This window comes from Candidatus Palauibacter sp., from assembly GCF_965261555.1.
Taxonomy (GTDB): Bacteria; Gemmatimonadota; Gemmatimonadetes; order Palauibacterales; family Palauibacteraceae; genus Palauibacter.
The window spans coordinates 1312132-1331871 of the sequence record NZ_OZ253465.1 but is presented as its reverse complement, the minus strand read 5'-3'; the positions used below and the strand labels follow the sequence as shown (position 1 = coordinate 1331871).

Below are 19740 nucleotides of genomic sequence, written 5' to 3'. Positions count from 1 at the left end.
GCCAGATTGCGCCTCCCTTCGCGAATAAAATTCACCCAGGGGGGATCCCTTCATGAAACCGCTTGTCGACGAGGTTCAGCAGGGCGCGATTCCGGCTCCCGTCAACGAACCTGTCCATGACTACGCCCCGGGCAGTCCGGAACGGGCCGCCCTCAAGGAAGAACTGCTCCGCCAGCAGGGGGAGGTCATCGACATCCCGCTGATCATCGGCGGACGCGAGGTGCGCACATCGCGGACTTTCGACGTGACGATGCCGCACGACCACGGCCACGTGCTGGCCCGCTGCCACATCGCCGGGGCCGCCGAGGCGCAGGCCGCCATCGACGCCTCGCGCACCGCCTGGGAGGAGTGGTCGAACCGGCCCTGGGAGGACCGGGCCGCGATCCTCCTCCGCGCCGCGGAACTGCTCGCCGGACCCTGGAGGATGAAGCTCAACGCGGCGACGATGCTCGGACAGAGCAAGACGGCGATCCAGGCCGAGATCGACTCCGCCTGCGAGATCGTGGATTTCTGGCGCTTCAACTCCTTCTTCGCGGGGCGCGTGCACGCGGAGCAGCCCATCTCCGGGCCGGGCGTGCGGAACCGCATGGACCACCGCCCGCTCGAGGGGTTCGTCTACGCCATCAGCCCGTTCAACTTCACGGCCATCGGGGCGAACCTGACCACGTCTCCCGCGCTCATGGGAAACGTCGCGGTCTGGAAGCCCTCGACGACCGGCGTGCTCGGGTCCTACTACGTGATGAGGCTCCTCGAAGCCGCGGGGCTCCCGCCGGGCGTGATCAACTTCGTCCCGGGCGTCGCCTCGGAGATCAGCGATGTCCTCCTGTCGAGCCCGGACCTCGGCGGCATCCACTTCACCGGCTCGACCGGCACCTTCCAGCATCTCTGGAAGTCCGTCGCGCAGAACGTGGAAAACTATCGCGCCTATCCGAGACTCGTCGGCGAGACCGGAGGGAAGGACTTCATCCTCGCGCACGAGAGCGCGGACCCGCAGGCGCTCGCGGTCGCGATCGTGCAGGGCGCCTTCGAGTACCAGGGGCAGAAGTGCTCGGCGACGTCCCGCGTGTACGTGCCCGACACGATGTGGGAGGATGTGCGGGACCGCGTCGTCGCGATGACCGGGGAACTTCGCATGGGCGACCCGGCGGACTTCCGGAACTTCCTCGGCGCCGTGATCGACCGGACGGCGTTCGACCGCATCAAGTCGTACATCGACTACGCCCGCGAATCCGGCGATGCGCGCATCGTCGCCGGCGGCGGCTGCGATGACAGCCGGGGCTACTTCATCGAACCCACGGTGGTCGAAGCGGACGATCCCGCGCACCGGCTGATGTGCGAGGAGATCTTCGGGCCGGTCGTGACGCTGCACTCGTATCGCGCCTCGGACTGGGAGTCCACGCTCGCCCTCGTCGACGGGACGTCGCCGTACGCGCTCACGGGCGCGGTGTTCGCGCGCGACCCGGCCGCTGTCGAAAGCGCGGGGGCGGCGCTCCGGAACGCGGCGGGGAACTACTACATCAACGACAAGCCGTCCGGCGCGGTGGTCGGCCAGCAGCCCTTCGGCGGCGGTCGCGCGAGCGGGACGAACGACAAGGCCGGATCCGTGCTGAACCTCGTGCGCTGGGTCTCCCCCCGGACGATCAAGGAGACCTTCGATCCACCCACCGACTACCGGTATCCCTTCATGGAGGCGGAGTGAAGACGGGCATTTTCCGGAGCAGGCCCGTGACTCGGAACCCGGCGCTCACCGGGCTGCTGGTCGCGGCGCTCGCGGCCGCGGGGTGCGGCGACGAGCCCGAAGCCATCGGTCGGGAGATGTTGGAAAACGTGACGTTCCTCACGTTGGAGGGTGGCGAGATCACGCTCACGGGGGGAGTGACGACGAGTGAGGGCAACGTGCGGCACGAGCTTCTCCTCACGGCGGATGGCGATCTCGATTTCGATTCGGACATCGACGCCGTCGCGGTGCTCGCGGCGGATCGCGGGCGGGAGCGGTTCCTGACGCTGCATGCCGTTCTGAGGGACGGCGATGAGATACGGGACGTGTCCGCGCGCCTCATCGGAGATCGGATCGAGGTCCTCCGGGCGGAGATTCTCGACGGCATGATCCAGGTGAGGGTCCGGGTGCGCAGGCCGGGCGACCCGGTCACGGTCCGTCCATCGGTCGACCGGACCCCGTACTTCGCGCTGACGAATCGGGGACTCACCTCCGTCGCCCTCATCGAGGGGGCCGATGGGGAGGACACGCAGGTCGGCAGCACCGAGACCGGCAACGGGACGGCGGCGGCAGCCCCTACGCTGTACACGCACGAATGGGAGCTTGAATCGTTCGACCGCGGGGACTGGAGCGCGAACCTTCGCGCGCCGCGTGAACCCGTGACGCTCAGATTCCAGGCGCGGCCGCGCGACGCCGCGGACGTCACCGGGGAGATGGCGGGATTCGCGGGCTGCAATCGGATCTTCGCGAGCTTCCGGATGCACGAGGCGGAGGCCATGCGGTTCTACGGCTTGACGGCCATGCGAAGGCTCTGCGGGGAACGCACGGCGGACTTCGAGCAGCGCCTTCTCGAGGCGCTTCGTTCCGTGAGAGCGTTCCGGATCGAGGGCGACCGGATGACGCTCGCGCTCAGAGGGGGCACGATTCGTTTCCGTGCCGGGCAGCGGTTGGACTCGCACACGCCCGGCATGATGTAGATTCACGGTTCGCCCGCCGGGTGGAAGACCCCGGTGCGGGCGGGAGAGGCGCCACGGTATGGGACGTTTCACGGACGAGGAACTGCAGCGGAAGGTGCAGGAGGGGTTCATCGTCGAGTCCGAAGAGGACATGACGGAGACCTACAAGCGGGCGCTGATCACGCAGCTCACCGTGCAGGGCGACACGGAACTCATCAGCGCGCCGGCCTACTTCATGGCCGCGAGGGACGCCCCGTCCACGAACACGATGGTCTCGGCCACGGCGATCATCCAGGACGAACTCGGGCACGCGAACATCGCCTACCGCCTGCTCGAGGATCTCGGCGTCGACCGCCACTGGCTGCTGTACGAGCGGGAACCCGCCCACTTCAAGCACCCCTACGGTTTCGACCAGCCGCTGATCAACTGGGCCGAACTCGTTTCGGCGAACGCGCTCTACGACCGGGCCGGGATCACGCTGCTGGGCGACGTACACCGCAACACGAGCTACGGGCCGCTCAAGCGCGGCCTCGTGAAGGTGAGCCTGGAGGAGAACTTCCACCTCCGGCACGGCGAGGTCTGGATCCGCCGCTTCGCCGAGGCCGGGGGCGCCGCGAAGGAAGCCGTGCAGCGGACGCTCGACTGGATGTTCCCGATGGGCGTGGAGTGGTTCGGGATGCCCGACGACCGGAAGCATCACAACGCGCAGCTCGACTTCCGCCTCAAGGGGATGACGAACGACCAGCTCCGCCGGACCTGGCTCAAGGCCGTCGTGCCGCTGTGCGAGGAGCTGGGGTACGACCTTCCGGCGCAGTACGACCCCGGCACGGACGAGGTGGAGCTGACCTACGAGCTTCCCTGCCAGTACGACCCGGAGGCGCGGCGCTGGCTCTTCAACGAGACGATCACCTGGAAGCAGGTGTTCCAGCGGTGGAAGGCGCGCGGTCCGATGAACGAGCAGTACGTCGATTCGCTGCGGAGAAGCCGGTTCGCGGTCGAGCGGCTGCTCGCGGCATGAACGCGGACGTCCCGGCCGGCGGCGTGGCGGTCCCGCGATCCGGCCCGCAGTCGCGCCCGCGGTCCCTCCCGCGCTACGAGGCGGGCATGGACTTCGGCGCCGTCCTCCGGGAGACGCGGGGCGGGCGGGATCTGCCGCCTCCTCCGGCGTTCGCCGAACCCGCCGCGGATCTCGCGGAACGGGCGCGCCGGGCGCTCTATGAAGTCGCGGACCCGGAGTTTCCGATTTCGATCGTCGACCTCGGACTCGTCCGCGGGGTCGAGGGGGACGAGGAGGCCGGGTCCGTCACCGTCCACCTCACCTTCACGGCGACCGCCTGCCCCTGCATGGATTTTATCCAGTGGGACGTGCGGGAGCGCCTCCTGGAGCTGGGCGGAGTCCGGAAGGTCGAGATCGTGACGGAATGGGATCCTCCATGGACGACGGCGGCGATCTCCGCGCGCGGCCGGAAGCTCCTGCGCTCCGTCGGAGTCGTCACGTGAGCGGCAACGGACAAGTGTGGGAGGTGTTCGCTCGCAAGAAGCGGGCGGACCGGTTCGAGCATGTGGGCGCGGTGTCCGCCCCCAACGAGCAACTCGCGCGCGTCTACGCGTGGCAGACGTACGATGAGGCGAAGTGGTTCGAGATGACGGTTGCTCCGCGCGATGCGTTCGCGGCGGTGAACCGGCCGCAGGCCCCCTTCACGCTCGGCGGCCCGGGCGGGCGGGCGGCGGCGGCGGACTCGCGATGACGGCGGACTCGCGATGACGGAGAGCGGCTTCCGTTCGGCGGAGGATCTTCCGGAGGGCGTGTCGGGGCATCTCGGCAACCTCATTCTCGCCCTCGCCGACAACAAGCGGCTGCTCGGCATCCGCTACTCGGACTGGCTTCTCGGGGCGCCCTCCGTCGAGGCCGGCATCGCCTGCTCCGCGATGGCGCAGGACGAATGGGGGCACGCCCGCATCCTCTACGCGATGATGCGCGACTTCGGCCACGATCCGTCCGCGCTCGAGCACGAACGCGGCGCCGGCGAATACCACAGTTCGGAACTGCTGGACCGGGACGTCGAAACGTGGGAGGAGTTCCTCGCCCTCAACTTCCTGTGGGACACCGCGCTCTCCGTCCAGTTCGAGATGCTCGCGGAGAGCCGCTACGAGCCGATCCACTACAAGGTGCGCAAGCTGCTCGACGAAGAGCGGTTCCACTTCGATCACGGACAGGGCTGGACCTCCCGCCTCCTTAGCGCCGAGGGCGGACGGACGGCGCTGGCGGAGGCCTTCGGAGCGGCCTGGAACGCCTGTCTCTGCTGGTTCGGCCCCGAGGACGACCCGCTCATCGGGACGCTCGCCGCGCATGGAATCGTGCGGCGGGATGCCGCCGGGGCGCGGGCGCGCTGGCTCGAACGGGTGGGGCCGCTCGCCTCGGCGACGGGTCTCGCCCGGGAGGCCGACGCGGTCTGGGCCAGTACGCGCGAGCCGGTCTGGGAGGGCTACCTCGCAGGGCGTCGGCGCGCGGCGGAGGGGGGACCCGATGAGGACTCCCTCGCCCGGGTCCGGGGCGACCGCAACCGAGAACTCCTGATGGACTGACTCCGTGGCCGACAACGCGAAAGGCGATGCCCCGCCACGGAAACCGCCGCTCGACGATCCCGTCGAGTCGTCCGCCATGCCGTCCTCCGTCCCCTGCCCCTTCTGCGACTCGGACGATACCGACCCGTTCGCCACCTTCGGGGGACAGGCCTCGACGGCCCAGTACTACTGCAACGCCTGCCGCACCGTGTTCGAGGCGCTGAGGTGGCGCTGAACTGGTAGCGCTCGAGCCCGGCCGGCCCGCGCCCGCGTGCGAGGCCGGCGCCTACCGCGACCGGGTCCCGCCGCTCGCCCCCTTCGCCAGGGCGCTGGCCGCGTATGCGGGGGGAGATACCGACGTCGAGCTTCGGCTGCGGAGCAGCCTCGGCGAGGACGAGGCGCTGCCCGTCGGTTTCTTCTTCCGGACCCCGGACCGATGGATGGACTTCGAGCGCTACGCCGTCGAGTTGTGCCGCGGCCGGGTGCTCGATCTCGGGGCGGGAGCCGGGCCGCACACCCTCGCGCTGCAATCGGTCGGACGGCGCGTCGTCGCGGTGGAAGGCTCCGCCGACATCGCTCGCCTGCTGCGTGCGCGTGGCGCGGCGCACGTCGTGCAAGCCGACTTCCGCCATTGGTGGCGCCCCGGATTCGACACGGTCCTCATGCTCATGAACGGGCTCGGGCCGGTGGGAACGCTGGCGGGCCTCGACCGTTTCCTCGCGCATGCGCCTCGATTCCTGGCGCCGGGCGGACAGCTGCTCGTCGACGGCGCGGAGGCGGCCCCCTCCCGACCGCCTGCCACGGCGTCCTCCGGAGCATGGCCGCCCCCCGGCGAATACCCGGGAGAAGCCTGGATCGAACTCTCCCACGCCGGCCGGGTCGGGCGACCGTTTCGCGAGCTTTACGTCGACCCCGAGACCCTGGCGCGTCACGCCACGCGCGCGGGCTGGCGGCTCGAGGTGGTGTTCGAGGGCGGGGACGGCGCGTACCTCGCCCGCCTCACGAGGCCGTCGTGATCGTCCCGCATATCCGCGCACGCCGGGCGGTCTGCCAACCATTCCGGCGGTCCGAGGGTCTTATAGGTCACACAATCGCGAGCCGGGAAACTTCCGCGCCGGTTTTTCGTACGAGAAGAGTACAGATCGCAGCCGCCGACATTGAGAAGGGATGGATCACATGGACAGACTGTCGAAGTGGGCGACGACGGGCTCTCTGGCCTGGCTGTTGATGGCGGTGGGGCTGGTCCTGGGCACGCACAGCGGATCCTTGCAGGGCACACAGGCGACCGGGACGGTGGACGCGCCGGCGACGACGGGCACATGTCCCGAGGTTCCCGCTACGGCGACCGCCGCGACCGCCGCCTCTGATTTCCACGTGATTTCCTGACGAGACCCCGTCGGGCCAAGCACGACGCCTGCCGGGCCGGGTCCCCCGCGGATCCGGCCCCTTTTTTTGCCCATTCCGGTTTTTTGCCCGTTCCGGTTCGCCGGCAATCTCGTAGTTTCCCCCATGCCGCAACGAGAGCGTCTGGATTTCATCCGTCAGATCGTCGCCGAGGATGTCCTGAGCGGGCGTCACGGGGGTCGCGTGCTCACGCGCTTTCCGCCGGAGCCCAACGGCTTCCTTCACGTCGGGCACGCCTCCGCCATCTGCCTCGACTTCGAGGTGGCGCGGGAGTACGGCGGCCGCACGACGCTCCGCATGGACGACACGAACCCGACGACGGAGGACCCGTCCTACGTGGAGGCGATCGCGCGGGACATCCGCTGGCTGGGGTTCGAGTGGGACGGCGAGATCCGCTACGCCTCGGACTACTTCGGGGCGCTCTACCGGATGGCGCTGCGCATGATCGAGGATGGCTTCGCCTACGTGGACAGCCTGTCCGAGGAGGAGATCCGCGCGCACCGCGGGTCCGTGCGCGAACCCAGCCGGCCCAGCCCGTATCGGGATCGCTCGACCGAGGAGAACCTGGACCTCTTCCGGCGCATGCGCGCGGGCGAGTTCGAGGATGGAACGCACGTGCTGCGCGCGCGGATCGACCTCGCCTCGTCGAACATGAAGCTGCGCGACCCGCTGATGTATCGCATCCGGCACGCGCATCACTACCGGACGGGCGACGAGTGGCCGATCTACCCCTTCTACGACTGGGCGCACGGCCAGTCCGACGCCATCGAGGGGATCACGCACTCCTTCTGCACGCTCGAGTTCCAGGACAATCGCGCGCTCTACGACTGGTTCATCGAGCATACGCGTCCCGCTTCCGCCCGCATCGACCGCGTGCCGGGAGCGGAGGGCGGCGGCGGAGAGGCGCTCGGCTCGTGGGATCCGCGGCCCCGCCAGTACGAGTTCGCGCGCCGCAATCTCGACTACACGATCGTGAGCAAGCGGAAACTCCTCCTCCTCGTGGAGGACGGACACGTCTCGGGCTGGGACGACCCGCGCATGCCCACGCTCGCCGGCTTCCGGCGCCGCGGGATCCCTCCGGATGCGATTCGCGCCTTCTGCCGGCAGGTCGGGATCGGAAAAGCCGACAACCGGGTGGAGATCGCCACGCTCGAATGGGCCGTGCGCGAGGCGCTGAACCGGCGGGCGCCGCGCGTGCTCGCGGTGCTGCGTCCTCTCGAGGTCGTGATCGAGAACTATCCGGAAGGCGAGGTCGACTGGATCGAAGCTCCGTACTTTCCGCGCGGCGCCGATGCCCCGCCGGAGGGGTGGCCGGAAGCGCGGAAGGTCCCGTTCACCCGCGTCCTCTACATCGAGCGGGATGACTTCGCCGAGGAGCCGGCCCCGGGCTTCCGCCGGCTCGCCCCCGGACGCGAGGTGCGCCTGCGGCACGGCTACTTCATCACCTGCCGCCGCGTGGAGAAGGACGACGCCGGCCGGATCGTGCGCCTGCACTGCACGTACGACCCGGAGACGCGAAGCGGATCGGCGCCCGACGGGCGTCGGCCGGCGGGCACGATCCACTGGGTGTCCGCCACGGAGTCCGTTCCGATGGAGGTCCGCCTCTACGACCGCCTGTTCCGCGTCTCGAACCCGGACGGAGACGCCGAAGGCCTCCGGGAGAGCCTGAACCCGGACTCGCTGCAGATCCTGACCGACGCGCGCGGCGAGCCGAGCCTGGCCGACGATCCGCCGGAGACGGCCTGGCAGTTCGAGCGGCTGGGCTACTTCGTCCCGGACCGGGCCACGAGAGCCTCGGCCGCAACCCCGGACGCGGAGGACGCGGACGGCGCGGGCGGCGAGGCCCCGGCCGGCGGCCCGCTCGTCTTCAACCGAACGGTGACGCTCCGCGACGCCTGGAGCCGGCGCGCGAAGTCGGACGGAACCCGCGGCGCCGACGCCCCCGAGGCGCGGACCCCCGCCGAGGACGGGGCGACGGGGCCGGCGGTCCCCGGCATCGACTCGGCGCGGGAGGCCCGCGATGCGGCGAGGCGCGCCGACCCCGCGCTCCAGGCGGCCTTCGGCCGCTTTCGGGATCCGCTGGGGCTGCCGGACGAACTTGCCGACCTGCTCAGCGGTTCCGCCGAGTCGGTGCGATATTATGAGCGGGCGATCCGCGGCGGCGCGGATCCGGCCGCCGTCGCGACCTGGCTCGTGCACGAGGTCCGCGGCGCCGGGGGCAGCGAAGGCGACGCGGGCGCCCTCGAGCCGGAGGCGCTGGCCGAGCTGGTGGAACTCGTGCTCGAACGCTCGGTCTCGCGGGCGGTGGCAAAGTCGCTTCTGGCGCGACTCGTGGCGGACGGCGGAAGCCCTCGGGAGATCGTCGGGCGCGAGGGGCTGGGCCGGATCGGCGATGCGGAGCAGATTCGCGAGGTCGTGGACGGTGTCGTGGCCGCTCACCCGGCCGAGGTGGCGCGCTACGCCGCCGGGCACACCGGCCTCGCCGGTTTTTTCGTGGGCCAGGTCATGCGCGCGACGCACGGACGCGCGGACCCGGCCATCGTGAGGGAACTCCTGGAGGAGAGTCTCAATGACGCTACGTGAAGCGGCGCTTCGATCGCGCCGGCATACCCGCTGCGGGTTTCTCGTACTCGCGCTTGGCGGGCTGTGGCCGGGCGCGGCGCTCGAAGCGCAGGACCCGGTGCCCGCGGACAGCGTGATTGCGCTCGGCGAACTGATCGTCTCGGCGCTGCGCGCGCCGACGTCCGTGGGAGAGGTCCCCGTCAACGTGACGACCGTGACGCGCGAGGAACTGCGTCTCTCGGCCGCGCAGACGCTCCAGGATGTCCTTCAGGAGGTGCCCGGACTCAACTTCCGCTTCCCCTTCCAGGCGGGAGTCGCGCACCCCTCATGGCAGGCCGTGACGCTGCGGGGGCTGGGAGGGACGGCCGCGAGCCGCACGCTCGTGCTCGTCGACGGCGTCCCGTTGAACGACCCCTACTTCGGCTGGGTGCGCTGGAGCCAGGTCCCGGTCGAAGTCATCGAGCGCATCGAGATCGTGCGCGGCGGGGCCACGGTCAGCTGGGGGAGTCAGAGCCTCGCGGGCGTCGTCCACGTGATCACGCGCTCGGGTGGCGGTGGCGGGTTCTCCGCAGGGGTCCAGGGAGGGAGCCAGTCCACCTTCCGCGGCGACGCGATGGCGTCCTTCGGCGACGAGCGCGCCGGCGGCTACGTGGCCGGCGAGATCTTCGACAGCGACGGCTACATCCTCACGGAGCCCAGTCTGCGCGGCGCCGTGGACATCCCCTCCGCGTCGAGCCACGGGGCATTGCGCGCGAAGGTCGAGTTCCAGGCCGGAGACCGCCTGCGCATCCACGCCCAGGGGAACTACTTCGACCAGGACAAGGACAACGCGACCCCCCTCCGGAACAACACGACGGAGGCGGGATTCGGGCAGGTCGGGGCCACCCTCACGACCGGAGAGGCGTCTTCGCTCGCGTTCAACGCCTACATGCAGTCGCAGTCCTACGTGAACTCGTTCTCGGGGGTCGAGGCGGGCCGGAACAGCGAGGAGCCGTCCATCAGCCAGGACGTTCCCTCATCCGGGGTGGGCGGCAACCTGGTGTGGAGCGGGGGAGATTTCGCCGTAGGTGCCGATTTCCTGCGGGCGACGGGGTCCGCGACGGAGCGGTACCTGTTTCGGGACGGCGCCTTCGCGCGACAGCGGGAGACCGGAGGCGATCAGACCCTGTTCGGTCTCTTCAGCCAGGCCCACAGCGATCTCGGCGACAGCGGCCGATGGACACTTCACTACGGTGCTCGGCTCGACGTGTGGCGCAACTCGTCCGGATCGCGACACATCCTCGACACGACGGACCGCAGCGTGCTCACGGATGATGCGTTCGAAGACCGCAGCGGGACGCAGTTCAGCACGAATGCCGGCGTCGTGTACGCTGCTTCCGAACAGATCGCGCTGCGGGCGAGCGCCTACGACGGCCTGCGCGTCCCGACGCTGAACGAACTCTACAAGCCGTTCCGCGCGGCCGGGAACGTCGTCAACGAATCGAACGAGGCGCTCAATCCGGAAAAGGTCTCGGGCCTCGAGATCGGAGTGGACTTTCAGCCCGACCCCTCCGTGCTGGTCCGGCTGACCGGTTTCTACTCGACCGTGAGCGACGCGATCACGGACGTCACGATCCAGGAAGCCGAGACGTCCGGCGTCATCCAGCCGTGCGGCTTCGTGGCGGCCGGCGGCGTCTGCCGGCGGCGCGACAATGTGGGAACGCTGCGCAGCGTCGGCCTCGAGACGGAGATCGAACTGCGGCCGTCCGCTGCCTGGCTGCTGGCGGTGAACCACCAGTACAACCCGACCGAGGTCACCGACGCGCCGGGCCGCCCGGACCTGATCGGCAACGAGGTGCAGGGGAGCCCGACCCACCGCGCCATCCTGCGCGTCGGGCACATCGACCCGTCGACGCTGGAAGTGGTCGCGACGGCCCGGTACCTGGGCGCCCGGTTCGACAACGATCTCAACACCGGGGAGATCGCGGGCTCATTCCTCCTGGATGTCCGGTTTCGCCGTCAGCTGACGAGCCGGCTGAGCGCGTTCGCGAGCGTGCAGAACCTCTTCGATGCGATCGCGGAGATGTCCCACGACGCGAACGGGTTCATTCGCGTGGGCGCGCCGCGAACGCTGGTGGGCGGCCTGCGGGTGCGGTTCGGAGGCTGAGCGCCGCGGGGCGCCGCGCCGGCTGAGCGACCGGGTGTGCCGCGCCGGTTGAGCGGGCGGGCGCGGCTCAGTCGAGCGTGAGCTGCTCCATGAGCGCGTCGATCTCCCGGCGGAGTTCGGCCACGAGGTCGTCCAGCGGGATGATCCGGCTCTCGCGGACGCCGCGGTGGCTGAGTTCAGCGCCCCCCGCCTCCAGCGAGCGTTCGCCGATGACGAGGCGCAGCGGGAGGCCGCGCAGGTCCGCGTCGTTGAACTTCACGCCGGCGCGGAGCTCCCGCCGGTCGTCGTAGATCACCTCGATCCCGGCGGCGCACAGCTCCTCGAACACCCGGTCCGCCGTCGCCCACGTCTCCTCCTCCCGCGCGAGCACGACGAGCGAGACGTGATACGGGGCGACGGAGATCGGCAGCTTGAGGCCGTAGTCGTCCCGGTGTTCCTCGGCCACGCACGCGAGCAGGCGTCCCGTCCCGATCCCGTACGAGCCCATCCAGATCGGGCGCTCGACCCCCTCCTCATCCGCGTACATCGCCCCCAGCCCCTCGGAGTAGCGGGTGCCGAGCTGGAAGATGTTCCCCACCTCCACGCCGCGCGCCATGCGCAGCCCTTCGCCGCACTGTCCGCACGGCGCGCCGTCGAAGGCGAGGGCGACGGGGCCAACGACCGTGGGCTCGTAATCCCGTCCGCAGCAGACGTTGCGGAGGTGGACGTCCGTCTCGTTCGCGCCGAGCACCAGGTTCGGGGATTCCGCGACCCAGCGGTCGACGACGAAGATCGCGGCCTCGGGCTCCACCCCCACCGGTGAGGCGAATCCCGGCACCATTCCGGTCGCGGCGATCTCCTCCTCGTGCGCCGGGCGAAGCTCGAGCGCTCCCGTGAGGTTCTGGACCTGGATCGGGTTCGCCTCGAGGTCGCCGCGCACGATCGCCGCGATCAGCTTCTCTTCGCGAGCCCCCTCCTCCCCCGCGAAGCTGCCCATGTAGAAGACCATCTTCCCCGTCTCCGGGGCGGAGATCCCGAGCAGCCCCGTGACCTCTTCGATCGTGGACGTTCCGGGCGTGTGGACGCGCTCCACCGGCGACATCCCGTCCTCCCTGGGCTCGAGCGCGAACTCGGCGACCTCCCGGTTCGCCGCGTAGCCGCAGGCGTCGCAGAGCGCGAGGCTGTCTTCGCCGATCGGCGTCACGTACATGAACTCGTGGGCGATCTTGCCGCCCATCATGCCCGTATCGCTCCGCACGGCCGTGAGCGGCAGCGCGCAGCGGCGCCCGATGCGCTCGTACGCCTCGTAGTGCCGGTCGTACTGCGCCGCGAGCCCCTCCGGGTCCCGGTCGAGCGAATAGGAGTCCTTCATGATGAACTCGCGCACGCGGATGAGTCCGCCGCGGGAGCGGAGTTCGTCCCGAAACTTGGTCTGCATGTGATAGACCATGGCCGGGAGCTGCCGGTAGGACTGGATCTCGGACGCCGCGTGGAAGGCCACGACTTCCTCGTGGGTCATCGCCAGGAGCAGATCGCGCTCGCGGCGGTCGACGAACCGGGCCATCGTCGCGTCGATGTCGTACCAGCGGCCGGTCGCCTGCCACAGCTCCGCCGGATGGACGACGGGCATCGACAGCTCCTGCCCGTCGATCCGGTCCATCTCCTCGCGCAGGATCTGCTCGATCTTCCTCAGCGACCGCCATGCGAGAGGCAGGTAGGAGAAGATGCCCGCCGCGAGCTGGCGCACGTAGCCGGCCCTCAGCAGAAGGCTGTGGGACTCGATCTCGGTTTCCCCCGGTGCCTGGCGCAGGGTCATGCCGAAGAGATTCGAGACTCGCTGTCCTGTACGTTCGGTTCGATTCACGGGTCGACCGCTTCAGGGTGGTGACGAAAGGCCGCCGGACGGCGCCGAGAGACACGCGACGCTAACCGGCCCGCTGTCCGCTGGCCAGCGCAGCGATAAGATATCGGCCCGACACCGACTCGGCCCGACGCCGACAGGACTTCATCCCCGGGAGTGAACCGTGTTCCGAAGATCCGCCGCGCCCCGCCCCACAGCGCCCCACGTGAAATCTCTCGCGATCGCCGTCCTCGCCTCGGCGCTGACGATTCCGGTCGCCGCCCGTCCGCTTCTCGGCCAGGAGCCGCCGGAGACACTCTCCGCGCTGCACGACATCGTGGCGGCGGTTTCGGTCTCGCGGGTGGAGGCGGACATCCGCCGGCTCGCGGGCTTCGGCACCCGTCACACGCTGTCGGATACGCTCTCCGACACCCGCGGGATCGGGGCCGCCCGGCGCTGGATCAAGGCCGAGTTCGACGCGATTTCCGCGGCGTGCGGCGGGTGCCTGGAGGTCTCCTACCAGACGTCCCTCGTCATGGGCGCGGCGCGCATCCCCGACACGACGGCCATCGTCAACGTGCTCGCGATCCAGCGGGGGACGACGGACCCGGAACGCTACGTCGTGATGTCGGGCGATATCGACTCGCGCGCGACGGGCGCGCTGGATGGCGTCACCGACGCGCCCGGCGCGAACGACAACGCGTCCGGGATGGCCGGCGTCCTGGAGGCCGCCCGCGTCCTCACGCAGTACGAGTTCAACGGGTCCATCATCTACGCGGGGCTCTCCGGCGAGGAGCAGGGGCTGTTCGGCGGGCGGCACATGGCCCGGGTCGCGCTCGACGAGGGCTGGCGTCTCGAGGCGGTGCTGAACAACGACATGATCGGCAACATCCAGGGCCAGAACGGCGTCTCGGACAACACGATCGCGCGCATCTTCGCCGAGGGCACGCGGGCGGACGAGACCGAGCAGGTCGCTTCGCGGCGGCGCGTCACCGGGGGCGAGGTGGACTCGCCGTCGCGGAATCTCGCCCGCTTCATCGACCGCCTCGTGGACGGCTACGTCCCGAATCTCGACATGATGATGGTGTACCGGCTGGACCGGTTCGGACGCGGCGGACACCACCGGCCGTTCAACGACGTCGGCTTCCCCGCCGTGCGGATCATGGAGGCGAACGAGGACTACCGCCGCCAGCACCAGGACATCCGCGTGGAGGATGGCGTAGAGTACGGCGACGTGATCGAGGAAGTCGAGTTCGATTTCGCGGCGAAGCTGACGGCGGTGAACGCGATCTCGCTCGCCGCCATGGCCTGGGCTCCGGCGCCGCCGCGGAACGTGGCGATCCAGGGCGCCGTCCGGCCGTCCACGACGCTGCGCTGGGACCCCGTCCCCTCCGACCACGCCCCGAACCTCGCGGGATACCGCGTCTACTGGCGGCTCACGGATGCGCCGCAGTGGCAGTGGAGCGTCTTCGCGGGCGACGTGACCGAGCACACGCTCGAGAACATCGTCATCGACAACTACCTCTTCGGCGTGGCCAGCGTGTCCGAGGACGGCTACGAGAGCCCCGTCGTCTTCCCGTGGCCCATCGGCGCCTACGAGCCGCTGGAGTGGATCGCGCGGGACCGCGGCAACTAGCGGGGGGCTGCACGGCGGGGGCTCCGCCCGCTAGGCGCGGCGCCAGGCCCAGCGGAAGAGGAAGAAGCAGAACAGCAGCGCGAGGCCGATCCACAGACCGCCCCACGCGAGCGTGGGGATGCCGGTGAGTTCGGCCAGCATCCGGGCGTCCGACCGCAGCTCCGGCCGGTCGAGGATGTCGCTCTTGATGTCCAGCACCGCGTAGAGGCAGCTCGTGAGGCCGAGCGCGGTGAGGAGGACGCGGTTCACGCCGGCGCTCGCCCGCCAGGCCACCGCGAGCAGCGCCGCGGAGAAGGCGAGCCCGAACGCGACGGCGAAGGACTCCTGCGTGTAGAGCAGCGTCGCGCCGCCCACGACCAGGGCGAGGGCCGCCGAAAACCACGAACTGAGCGCCGGGAAGCGTTCCGCGCCCCAGATCATCAGCCCGCCCCACAGCAGACTTCCGAGATACCCCGCGGACAGGCTCAGGAACGCATTCCCGCCGGGGCACCGGCACAGCCCGCCTTCGCGCGGCGTCACCTCGATGGCGAGGATCTCGCCCCCCGTCGCCAGCGTCGCGAGTCCGTGGCTGATCTCGTGCAGCAGGACGACGAAGAGTTTCACGGGATACACGAAGGGCGTGTCCCAGAGGAACCACACGGCCGCGAAGAGGCCGATGAACGCGGCCAGGAAGCGGACTCTTCGCTTGGATTGATCGTTCATGCGTTCCTCATACGGGAAGGGCCCGGCGCCGGTGTCGGTCGACCCGGAGCCGGTGTCGGTCGGCCGCCGGTGTCGGGCGGTCGCAGGCCGGTGTCGGGCGGCCGCGGGCCGTCACGTTGCGATCAGTAGGACGAGCGCGACGAGCGTCATCGCGACGCCCGCGAGCGCGAATACCGGCACTTCCCGGTCGAACCGCCACCGGCAGACGGCGAAGACCAGCGAAAAGAGACCCAGCGTCGCGTACACCGGAAGGAGGGCTCCGGCCCACTCCGCGCGTTCGCTGAGCGCGAGCACGGCGAGCCCCGCGGCGAGCGTCGCGATGAAGAGGGAGCGCTCGTCGGTCAGGGGCGGCTGCGGCCAGCGGGTCGCGGGCAGCCAGCCCCCGAGGGCGAGCGGCGCCAGGACGAGCGCCTCGCCCAGCATGGTCAGCCGCCAGGCGTCCTGCGCCGGACCCGCGATCAGGAACGCGTCGGTGAGGGCGGCGAAACCGGCGGACGTCGCGGAGACCGCCGCCATCAGGTAGAGCCCGAAGGCGATGATGCGGCCCGAGATCCGCGCGGCGTGGAAGGTTCCCGGCGCGTCCCGCCGCAGACGGAGCGCCGGCACGGACTCCGCGGGGCTTCTCCCGACGCTTCGGGGCAGCCAGCGGGGGCGTCCGCGGCGCCTCGACCGGGCGAGAAGCCTCGCGCCGACCGCGCGCACCTCCCCGGCCTCCCCGGCCGTCAGCTCGCCGCGGGCGACGGCGGCGTCCAGTTCATCCTCGTCCAGCAACACGCCGTCCCCTCCCTCGGGCAGCCACACGTCGAGGTAGAGGTCCTCGATGATCCAGCGCGGGGACTCCAGCCGCGGAGGCCGGATCAGGTTGATGTAGTAGCCCTGGAAGGCGCCGCGGCCGTGGTAGAAGGCGCCGATCTCGAAGGGCTGCCCCGGTCGAAGGAACCAGATGAGGAGGGAGCCCGGCCGCAGGGTCGTGGCCTCGTCGATCCTCACCGGCTTGAAGCGCGCATCGAGGATCTGAAGCGTGATCTTCCACCTCGGGCCGTCCGCGAGCAATTCCTGGCGAAAGCGCTGCACGCGGATCCCGCGGCGAACCTCCACGTCGACGCGGGGCGCATCTTTCGGGATCCGGCGCGCGGCCCGCAGCGCGCGGCGCCGTGCCCCCAGGAGGTCGAAACCCACCTACATGTCCGGCCGAGACCCCGGGTCACGCCACAAGGCGTCGGACGTGAACGATCCGCCCGTGTCGGCGAGCCTTTCCAGTCCGGGCGCCGGAGCGAAGCGGTCCCCGTGCCGCTCCCGCAGTTCGAGAAGACGGTCGCGCACCATGTGCGCGCCGCGGGATTCCGCCCAGGCGAGCGGTCCGCCGCGGAACGGCGGAAATCCGGTGCCCATCACCATCGCGAGATCGACATCTCCCGGCCCCGCCGCGACGCCTTCCTCCAGCGCGTACATGGCTTCGTTCACGGAAATCAGCAGGCAGCGATCGATGATCTCGTCGGGTCTCACGCCGCCGCCCCCGGAGCCGAAGGCACGGCCCACCTCCCGGTCCACGCGCTCCTTGCGGTCCGCATAGTTGTAGAAGCCGCGACCGTTCTTCCTCCCGAGCCGGCCGAGGCCCGTGAGCGCTTCCAGGGCCGCGGAGGGGCGCATGCGGTCCCCGTACGCGCGGGCCATCTCCTTCGCGACGTGCGCCGCGACGTCGAAACCGACTTCATCGAGCAGCCGGCAGGGCCCCATCGGCAGCCCGAACTCCTTCAGCGTCCGGTCGATGCGGGCCACGTCCGCGCCATCGTCCAGCAGGAACCCGACTTCGTTCAGGTACGGCGCGAGGAGCCGGTTGACGAGGAACCCGGGCCGGTCCGCGACGAGCACGGGCGTCTTCCCCAGCCGCCGCGCGAGCTTGAACACGACGGCGAGCGCCGCATCCGAGGAAGACTCCCCGCGGATGATCTCCACGAGGGGCATGCGGTGCACCGGATTGAAGAAGTGGAGACCGACGACCCGGTCCGGCCGGGCGGCGGCCTCGCTCAGCTTCGTCACCGACAACGAGGACGTGTTCGTCGCGAAGACGGCGTGCGCGGGGAGCTCCGCCTCCACATCACGCAGAACCTGCTGCTTCACATGGAGCCGTTCGACGACGGCCTCGATGACAACGTCGACATCGCCGAATTGCTCGTAGTCGAGCGTGCCGTGGATGAGCGCGAACTTCAGCCCCACCTCCTCCGGCGCAATGATGCCCCGCTTGCCCGCCTTCCGGAGGAGTTCGCTCGCGTGGCGCAGGCCGACATCGAGCGCCTCCCGGTCGATGTCCTTGAGGATGACGGGGATGTCGTGCGCGGCGGCGAGTTCGGCGATCCCGCCCCCCATGACGCCGGCCCCCAGGACGGCGACCTTCCTGACTTCCCGCTGCTGTGCCGCGATCTCCGGAGCGAACGTCCGGTTCGCGGCGCGACCTCCCCGGAACAGCCGGACGAGGTTCCGGCAGACGTTCGTCGTGGCCACTTCCCCCAGGCCCCTCGCCTCGATCGCGAGGGCTTCGTCGATCGGCAGGTCCAGCGTCTCCTCGATGACGTCGATCGCCTTCAGCGCCGCGGGGTATCGCGTCCCGGAGGCGGTGCGTACACGCTTGCGGGCGCCCCGGAACAGGAGGCGGCGACCCAGGCGCGTGTTCTCCAGGAAGCGGTCTCGCGCCGGCGCGTGCGGGAGTTCGCGCTCCAACCGCCCGAGCACGGCGTCCAGGGCCACCTGCGCGACCGAATGCTGGAAACCCGCGTCGTCGAAGAGCTGGTCGACGAGACCGTATCGATACGCGTGCGACGCCGAGAGGCTTCTCCCCGTGAGGATCATCGAGAGCGCCCGCTGGATCCCGATGAGGCGGGGCAGCCGCACCGAGCCGCCGAACCCGGGAATCAGCCCGAGCTTGATCTCGGGCAGGCCGATCGTCGTGGCGGGACTATCCGAAGCGAGTCGCCAGTCGCACGCGAGCGCGAGTTCCGTGCCTCCGCCCAGACAGGCGCCGCGGATCGCGGCGATCTTCGGGATCCCGAGCCGCCCCAGCCGGCTGAAGATCCGCTGCCCCATGGCGCTCTTCCGGCGGCCGTCCTCCTCGTCCTCGATCTCGGCGATCTCGTTGACGTCGGCGCCGGCGATGAACGTGTCGGGCTTTGCGCTCCAGATCACGAGCGCGATGGGGTGCCCGGTGGCGATCCGCGATTCGAGTTCGGTGAGATAGTGGTCCAGGCGCTGCATCACCTGGAGGTCGAGGAGGTTCACCTGGGAGTCCGGCGCGTCGAAGATCAGCCAGGCGACCTTGTCCGCGTCGATCTCGAGCCTGAGCGGCGTCGGCTTGTCGACCATGCGTCCCCCCAGCTACCCGGCAGCCAGGGGCCTGCTAGCAGCGCTGACGCACACCCTGTCGCAGTTCGGCGTTGCCCGGCTCCAGCCGCAGCGTGTCCGACGTGGCCTCGTCGATCATCACGTTCCAATAGAGTTCGCCGGCCGCGGTGTTCACCCGCGCGTGGATCCACCAGGGCCCGCCGGACGCCGACGCCCACGCGACCCCATCGGTGTCGGTGGTGTCCGCCATCACTTCCCTTCCCAGCGCCATGAGGAGGTCGTCCTCGATGTCGCCGTACCCGGCGAACGCCGCTTCCTCCCAGGAATCGATGACGATGCAGATCGAGTCGACGCGCTGCTGCGTGGCCTGCTGCATCTCGTTGAACTCGTCGAACGCCGCCTGTCGCTGGCGATTCAGGGCCCCTTCGCGATCCTCGAGATCGCCGAACCGGTCGAACAGCTCCCGGTACTCCCGGCTGCGGTCGTCGAGATTGTCGAGTCGCGTGGTGATCGACCGCATGGAATCGCGGACGTTGTTCCAACTCGACTCCGCCGTGCTCCACCGGTCCCGCAACTCCTGCTCCGTCAGGGAGGCCTCTTCGAGGTCCGCCGGGATCTCCGGCTCCGGCGTCGCGGCCTGTGCGATGATGGTCGCGAACAGGGAGTCGCGGTCGAATGGAAGGAACTGAACTTCCAGGTCGTTCACCGGTTCGGACGCGGCTTCGTCCGCCGTCACCTGCACGGTGATTCTGCCGCCACAGGCGGCCAGCAACGGGAGGATCGCCAGAAGCGGGATAGCCACACGCAGCTTCGACATCAATCGAACTCCAGTTGGGGTGTCCGGATAAGTGGGCGGAATCTAAGAAGCTCCTGCCGAGGGCGGTAGCCTAGCAGCCC

17 protein-coding genes are annotated in these 19740 nt (G+C 69.9%); 12 read left to right on the top strand and 5 right to left on the bottom strand.

Annotated elements, in window-relative coordinates; all coding sequences use genetic code 11:
- The first annotated feature begins 52 nt into the window (after positions 1-52).
- From pruA to ACQY5G_RS05640, 11 genes are all read left to right on the top strand, one after another.
- Positions 53-1699 carry an L-glutamate gamma-semialdehyde dehydrogenase gene (gene pruA / locus ACQY5G_RS05690; RefSeq protein WP_428277833.1) on the top strand — a complete coding sequence of 549 codons (1647 nt, stop codon included), beginning with the start codon at positions 53-55 and terminating at the stop codon, positions 1697-1699.
- Positions 1700-1725: 26 nt separating this feature from the next.
- The gene (locus ACQY5G_RS05685) at positions 1726-2694 is read left to right on the top strand and encodes an META domain-containing protein (RefSeq protein WP_428277831.1); all 969 of its coding nucleotides are present in this window, start codon (positions 1726-1728) and stop codon (positions 2692-2694) included.
- A 58-nt stretch (positions 2695-2752) separates the two neighbouring features.
- Entirely contained in the window at positions 2753-3691 is a 939-nt protein-coding gene (locus ACQY5G_RS05680) for a Phenylacetic acid catabolic protein (RefSeq protein WP_428277829.1), read from the top strand.
- Complete coding sequence (locus tag ACQY5G_RS05675) at positions 3688-4173, top strand: metal-sulfur cluster assembly factor (protein WP_428277827.1); 486 nt, start codon at positions 3688-3690, stop codon at positions 4171-4173. Before ACQY5G_RS05680 ends, ACQY5G_RS05675 begins: the two co-directional genes overlap by 4 nt.
- Positions 4170-4421, top strand: coding sequence for a hypothetical protein (locus tag ACQY5G_RS05670; protein WP_428277825.1), 252 nt, complete (start codon positions 4170-4172; stop codon positions 4419-4421). Before ACQY5G_RS05675 ends, ACQY5G_RS05670 begins: the two co-directional genes overlap by 4 nt.
- Positions 4422-4434: 13 nt before the next feature.
- The gene (locus ACQY5G_RS05665; RefSeq protein ID WP_428277823.1) at positions 4435-5259 is read left to right on the top strand and encodes a Phenylacetic acid catabolic protein; all 825 of its coding nucleotides are present in this window, start codon (positions 4435-4437) and stop codon (positions 5257-5259) included.
- Between the two features lie 4 nt (positions 5260-5263).
- Positions 5264-5473: a hypothetical protein gene (locus ACQY5G_RS05660; protein ID WP_428277821.1), complete on the top strand. Its 210-nt coding sequence runs from the start codon at positions 5264-5266 to the stop codon at positions 5471-5473.
- A 205-nt stretch (positions 5474-5678) separates the two neighbouring features.
- Positions 5679-6254, top strand: a complete 576-nt coding sequence (locus ACQY5G_RS05655; protein WP_428277819.1) for a class I SAM-dependent methyltransferase — start codon at positions 5679-5681, stop codon at positions 6252-6254.
- Between the two features lie 151 nt (positions 6255-6405).
- On the top strand, positions 6406-6624 hold the full coding sequence (locus ACQY5G_RS05650) for a hypothetical protein (RefSeq protein ID WP_428277817.1): 219 nt from the start codon (positions 6406-6408) through the stop codon (positions 6622-6624).
- Between the two features lie 123 nt (positions 6625-6747).
- On the top strand, positions 6748-9225 hold the full coding sequence (locus ACQY5G_RS05645; RefSeq protein ID WP_428277815.1) for a glutamine--tRNA ligase/YqeY domain fusion protein: 2478 nt from the start codon (positions 6748-6750) through the stop codon (positions 9223-9225).
- A complete protein-coding gene (locus ACQY5G_RS05640; protein ID WP_428277813.1) occupies positions 9212-11350 on the top strand; it encodes a TonB-dependent receptor in 2139 nt (712 codons plus the stop codon). Before ACQY5G_RS05645 ends, ACQY5G_RS05640 begins: the two co-directional genes overlap by 14 nt.
- A 67-nt stretch (positions 11351-11417) precedes the next feature.
- Here the strand turns inward: ACQY5G_RS05640 and ACQY5G_RS05635 are convergent, their stop codons facing one another.
- A complete protein-coding gene (locus tag ACQY5G_RS05635) occupies positions 11418-13193 on the bottom strand; it encodes a proline--tRNA ligase (RefSeq protein WP_428277811.1) in 1776 nt (591 codons plus the stop codon).
- Positions 13194-13353: 160 nt separating this feature from the next.
- On the opposite strand from ACQY5G_RS05635, the gene ACQY5G_RS05630 reads away from it, so the two are divergent.
- Complete coding sequence (locus ACQY5G_RS05630; protein ID WP_428277809.1) at positions 13354-14805, top strand: M28 family metallopeptidase; 1452 nt, start codon at positions 13354-13356, stop codon at positions 14803-14805.
- 30 nt (positions 14806-14835) lie between these two features.
- Here ACQY5G_RS05630 and ACQY5G_RS05625 read toward each other — a convergent pair whose 3' ends face one another.
- The 4 genes from ACQY5G_RS05625 to ACQY5G_RS05610 form a co-directional block, all read right to left on the bottom strand.
- Positions 14836-15507: a M50 family metallopeptidase gene (locus tag ACQY5G_RS05625; protein WP_428277807.1), complete on the bottom strand. Its 672-nt coding sequence runs from the start codon at positions 15505-15507 to the stop codon at positions 14836-14838.
- Between the two features lie 111 nt (positions 15508-15618).
- Positions 15619-16686: a DUF402 domain-containing protein gene (locus ACQY5G_RS05620; RefSeq protein ID WP_428277805.1), complete on the bottom strand. Its 1068-nt coding sequence runs from the start codon at positions 16684-16686 to the stop codon at positions 15619-15621.
- Positions 16687-18864, bottom strand: a complete 2178-nt coding sequence (locus ACQY5G_RS05615; RefSeq protein ID WP_428277803.1) for a 3-hydroxyacyl-CoA dehydrogenase NAD-binding domain-containing protein — start codon at positions 18862-18864, stop codon at positions 16687-16689.
- Positions 18865-18898: 34 nt separating this feature from the next.
- On the bottom strand, positions 18899-19660 hold the full coding sequence (locus tag ACQY5G_RS05610) for a hypothetical protein (protein ID WP_428277801.1): 762 nt from the start codon (positions 19658-19660) through the stop codon (positions 18899-18901).
- Positions 19661-19740: the final 80 nt, after the last annotated feature.

What these genes read in the sequence shown, in the direction of transcription:
- ACQY5G_RS05655 (WP_428277819.1), top strand. Translation starts at nt 5,679, where the DNA reads ATGGACTTCGAGCGCTACGCCGTCGAGTTGTGCCGCGGCCGGGTGCTC.
- ACQY5G_RS05650 (WP_428277817.1), top strand. Translation starts at nt 6,406, where the DNA reads ATGGATCACATGGACAGACTGTCGAAGTGGGCGACGACGGGCTCTCTG.
- ACQY5G_RS05625 (WP_428277807.1), bottom strand. Translation starts at nt 15,507, where the DNA reads ATGAACGATCAATCCAAGCGAAGAGTCCGCTTCCTGGCCGCGTTCATC.
- pruA (WP_428277833.1), top strand. Translation starts at nt 53, where the DNA reads ATGAAACCGCTTGTCGACGAGGTTCAGCAGGGCGCGATTCCGGCTCCC.
- ACQY5G_RS05665 (WP_428277823.1), top strand. Translation starts at nt 4,435, where the DNA reads ATGACGGAGAGCGGCTTCCGTTCGGCGGAGGATCTTCCGGAGGGCGTG.
- ACQY5G_RS05680 (WP_428277829.1), top strand. Translation starts at nt 2,753, where the DNA reads ATGGGACGTTTCACGGACGAGGAACTGCAGCGGAAGGTGCAGGAGGGG.
- ACQY5G_RS05615 (WP_428277803.1), bottom strand. Translation starts at nt 18,864, where the DNA reads ATGGTCGACAAGCCGACGCCGCTCAGGCTCGAGATCGACGCGGACAAG.
- ACQY5G_RS05645 (WP_428277815.1), top strand. Translation starts at nt 6,748, where the DNA reads ATGCCGCAACGAGAGCGTCTGGATTTCATCCGTCAGATCGTCGCCGAG.
- ACQY5G_RS05610 (WP_428277801.1), bottom strand. Translation starts at nt 19,660, where the DNA reads ATGTCGAAGCTGCGTGTGGCTATCCCGCTTCTGGCGATCCTCCCGTTG.
- ACQY5G_RS05675 (WP_428277827.1), top strand. Translation starts at nt 3,688, where the DNA reads ATGAACGCGGACGTCCCGGCCGGCGGCGTGGCGGTCCCGCGATCCGGC.
- ACQY5G_RS05640 (WP_428277813.1), top strand. Translation starts at nt 9,212, where the DNA reads ATGACGCTACGTGAAGCGGCGCTTCGATCGCGCCGGCATACCCGCTGC.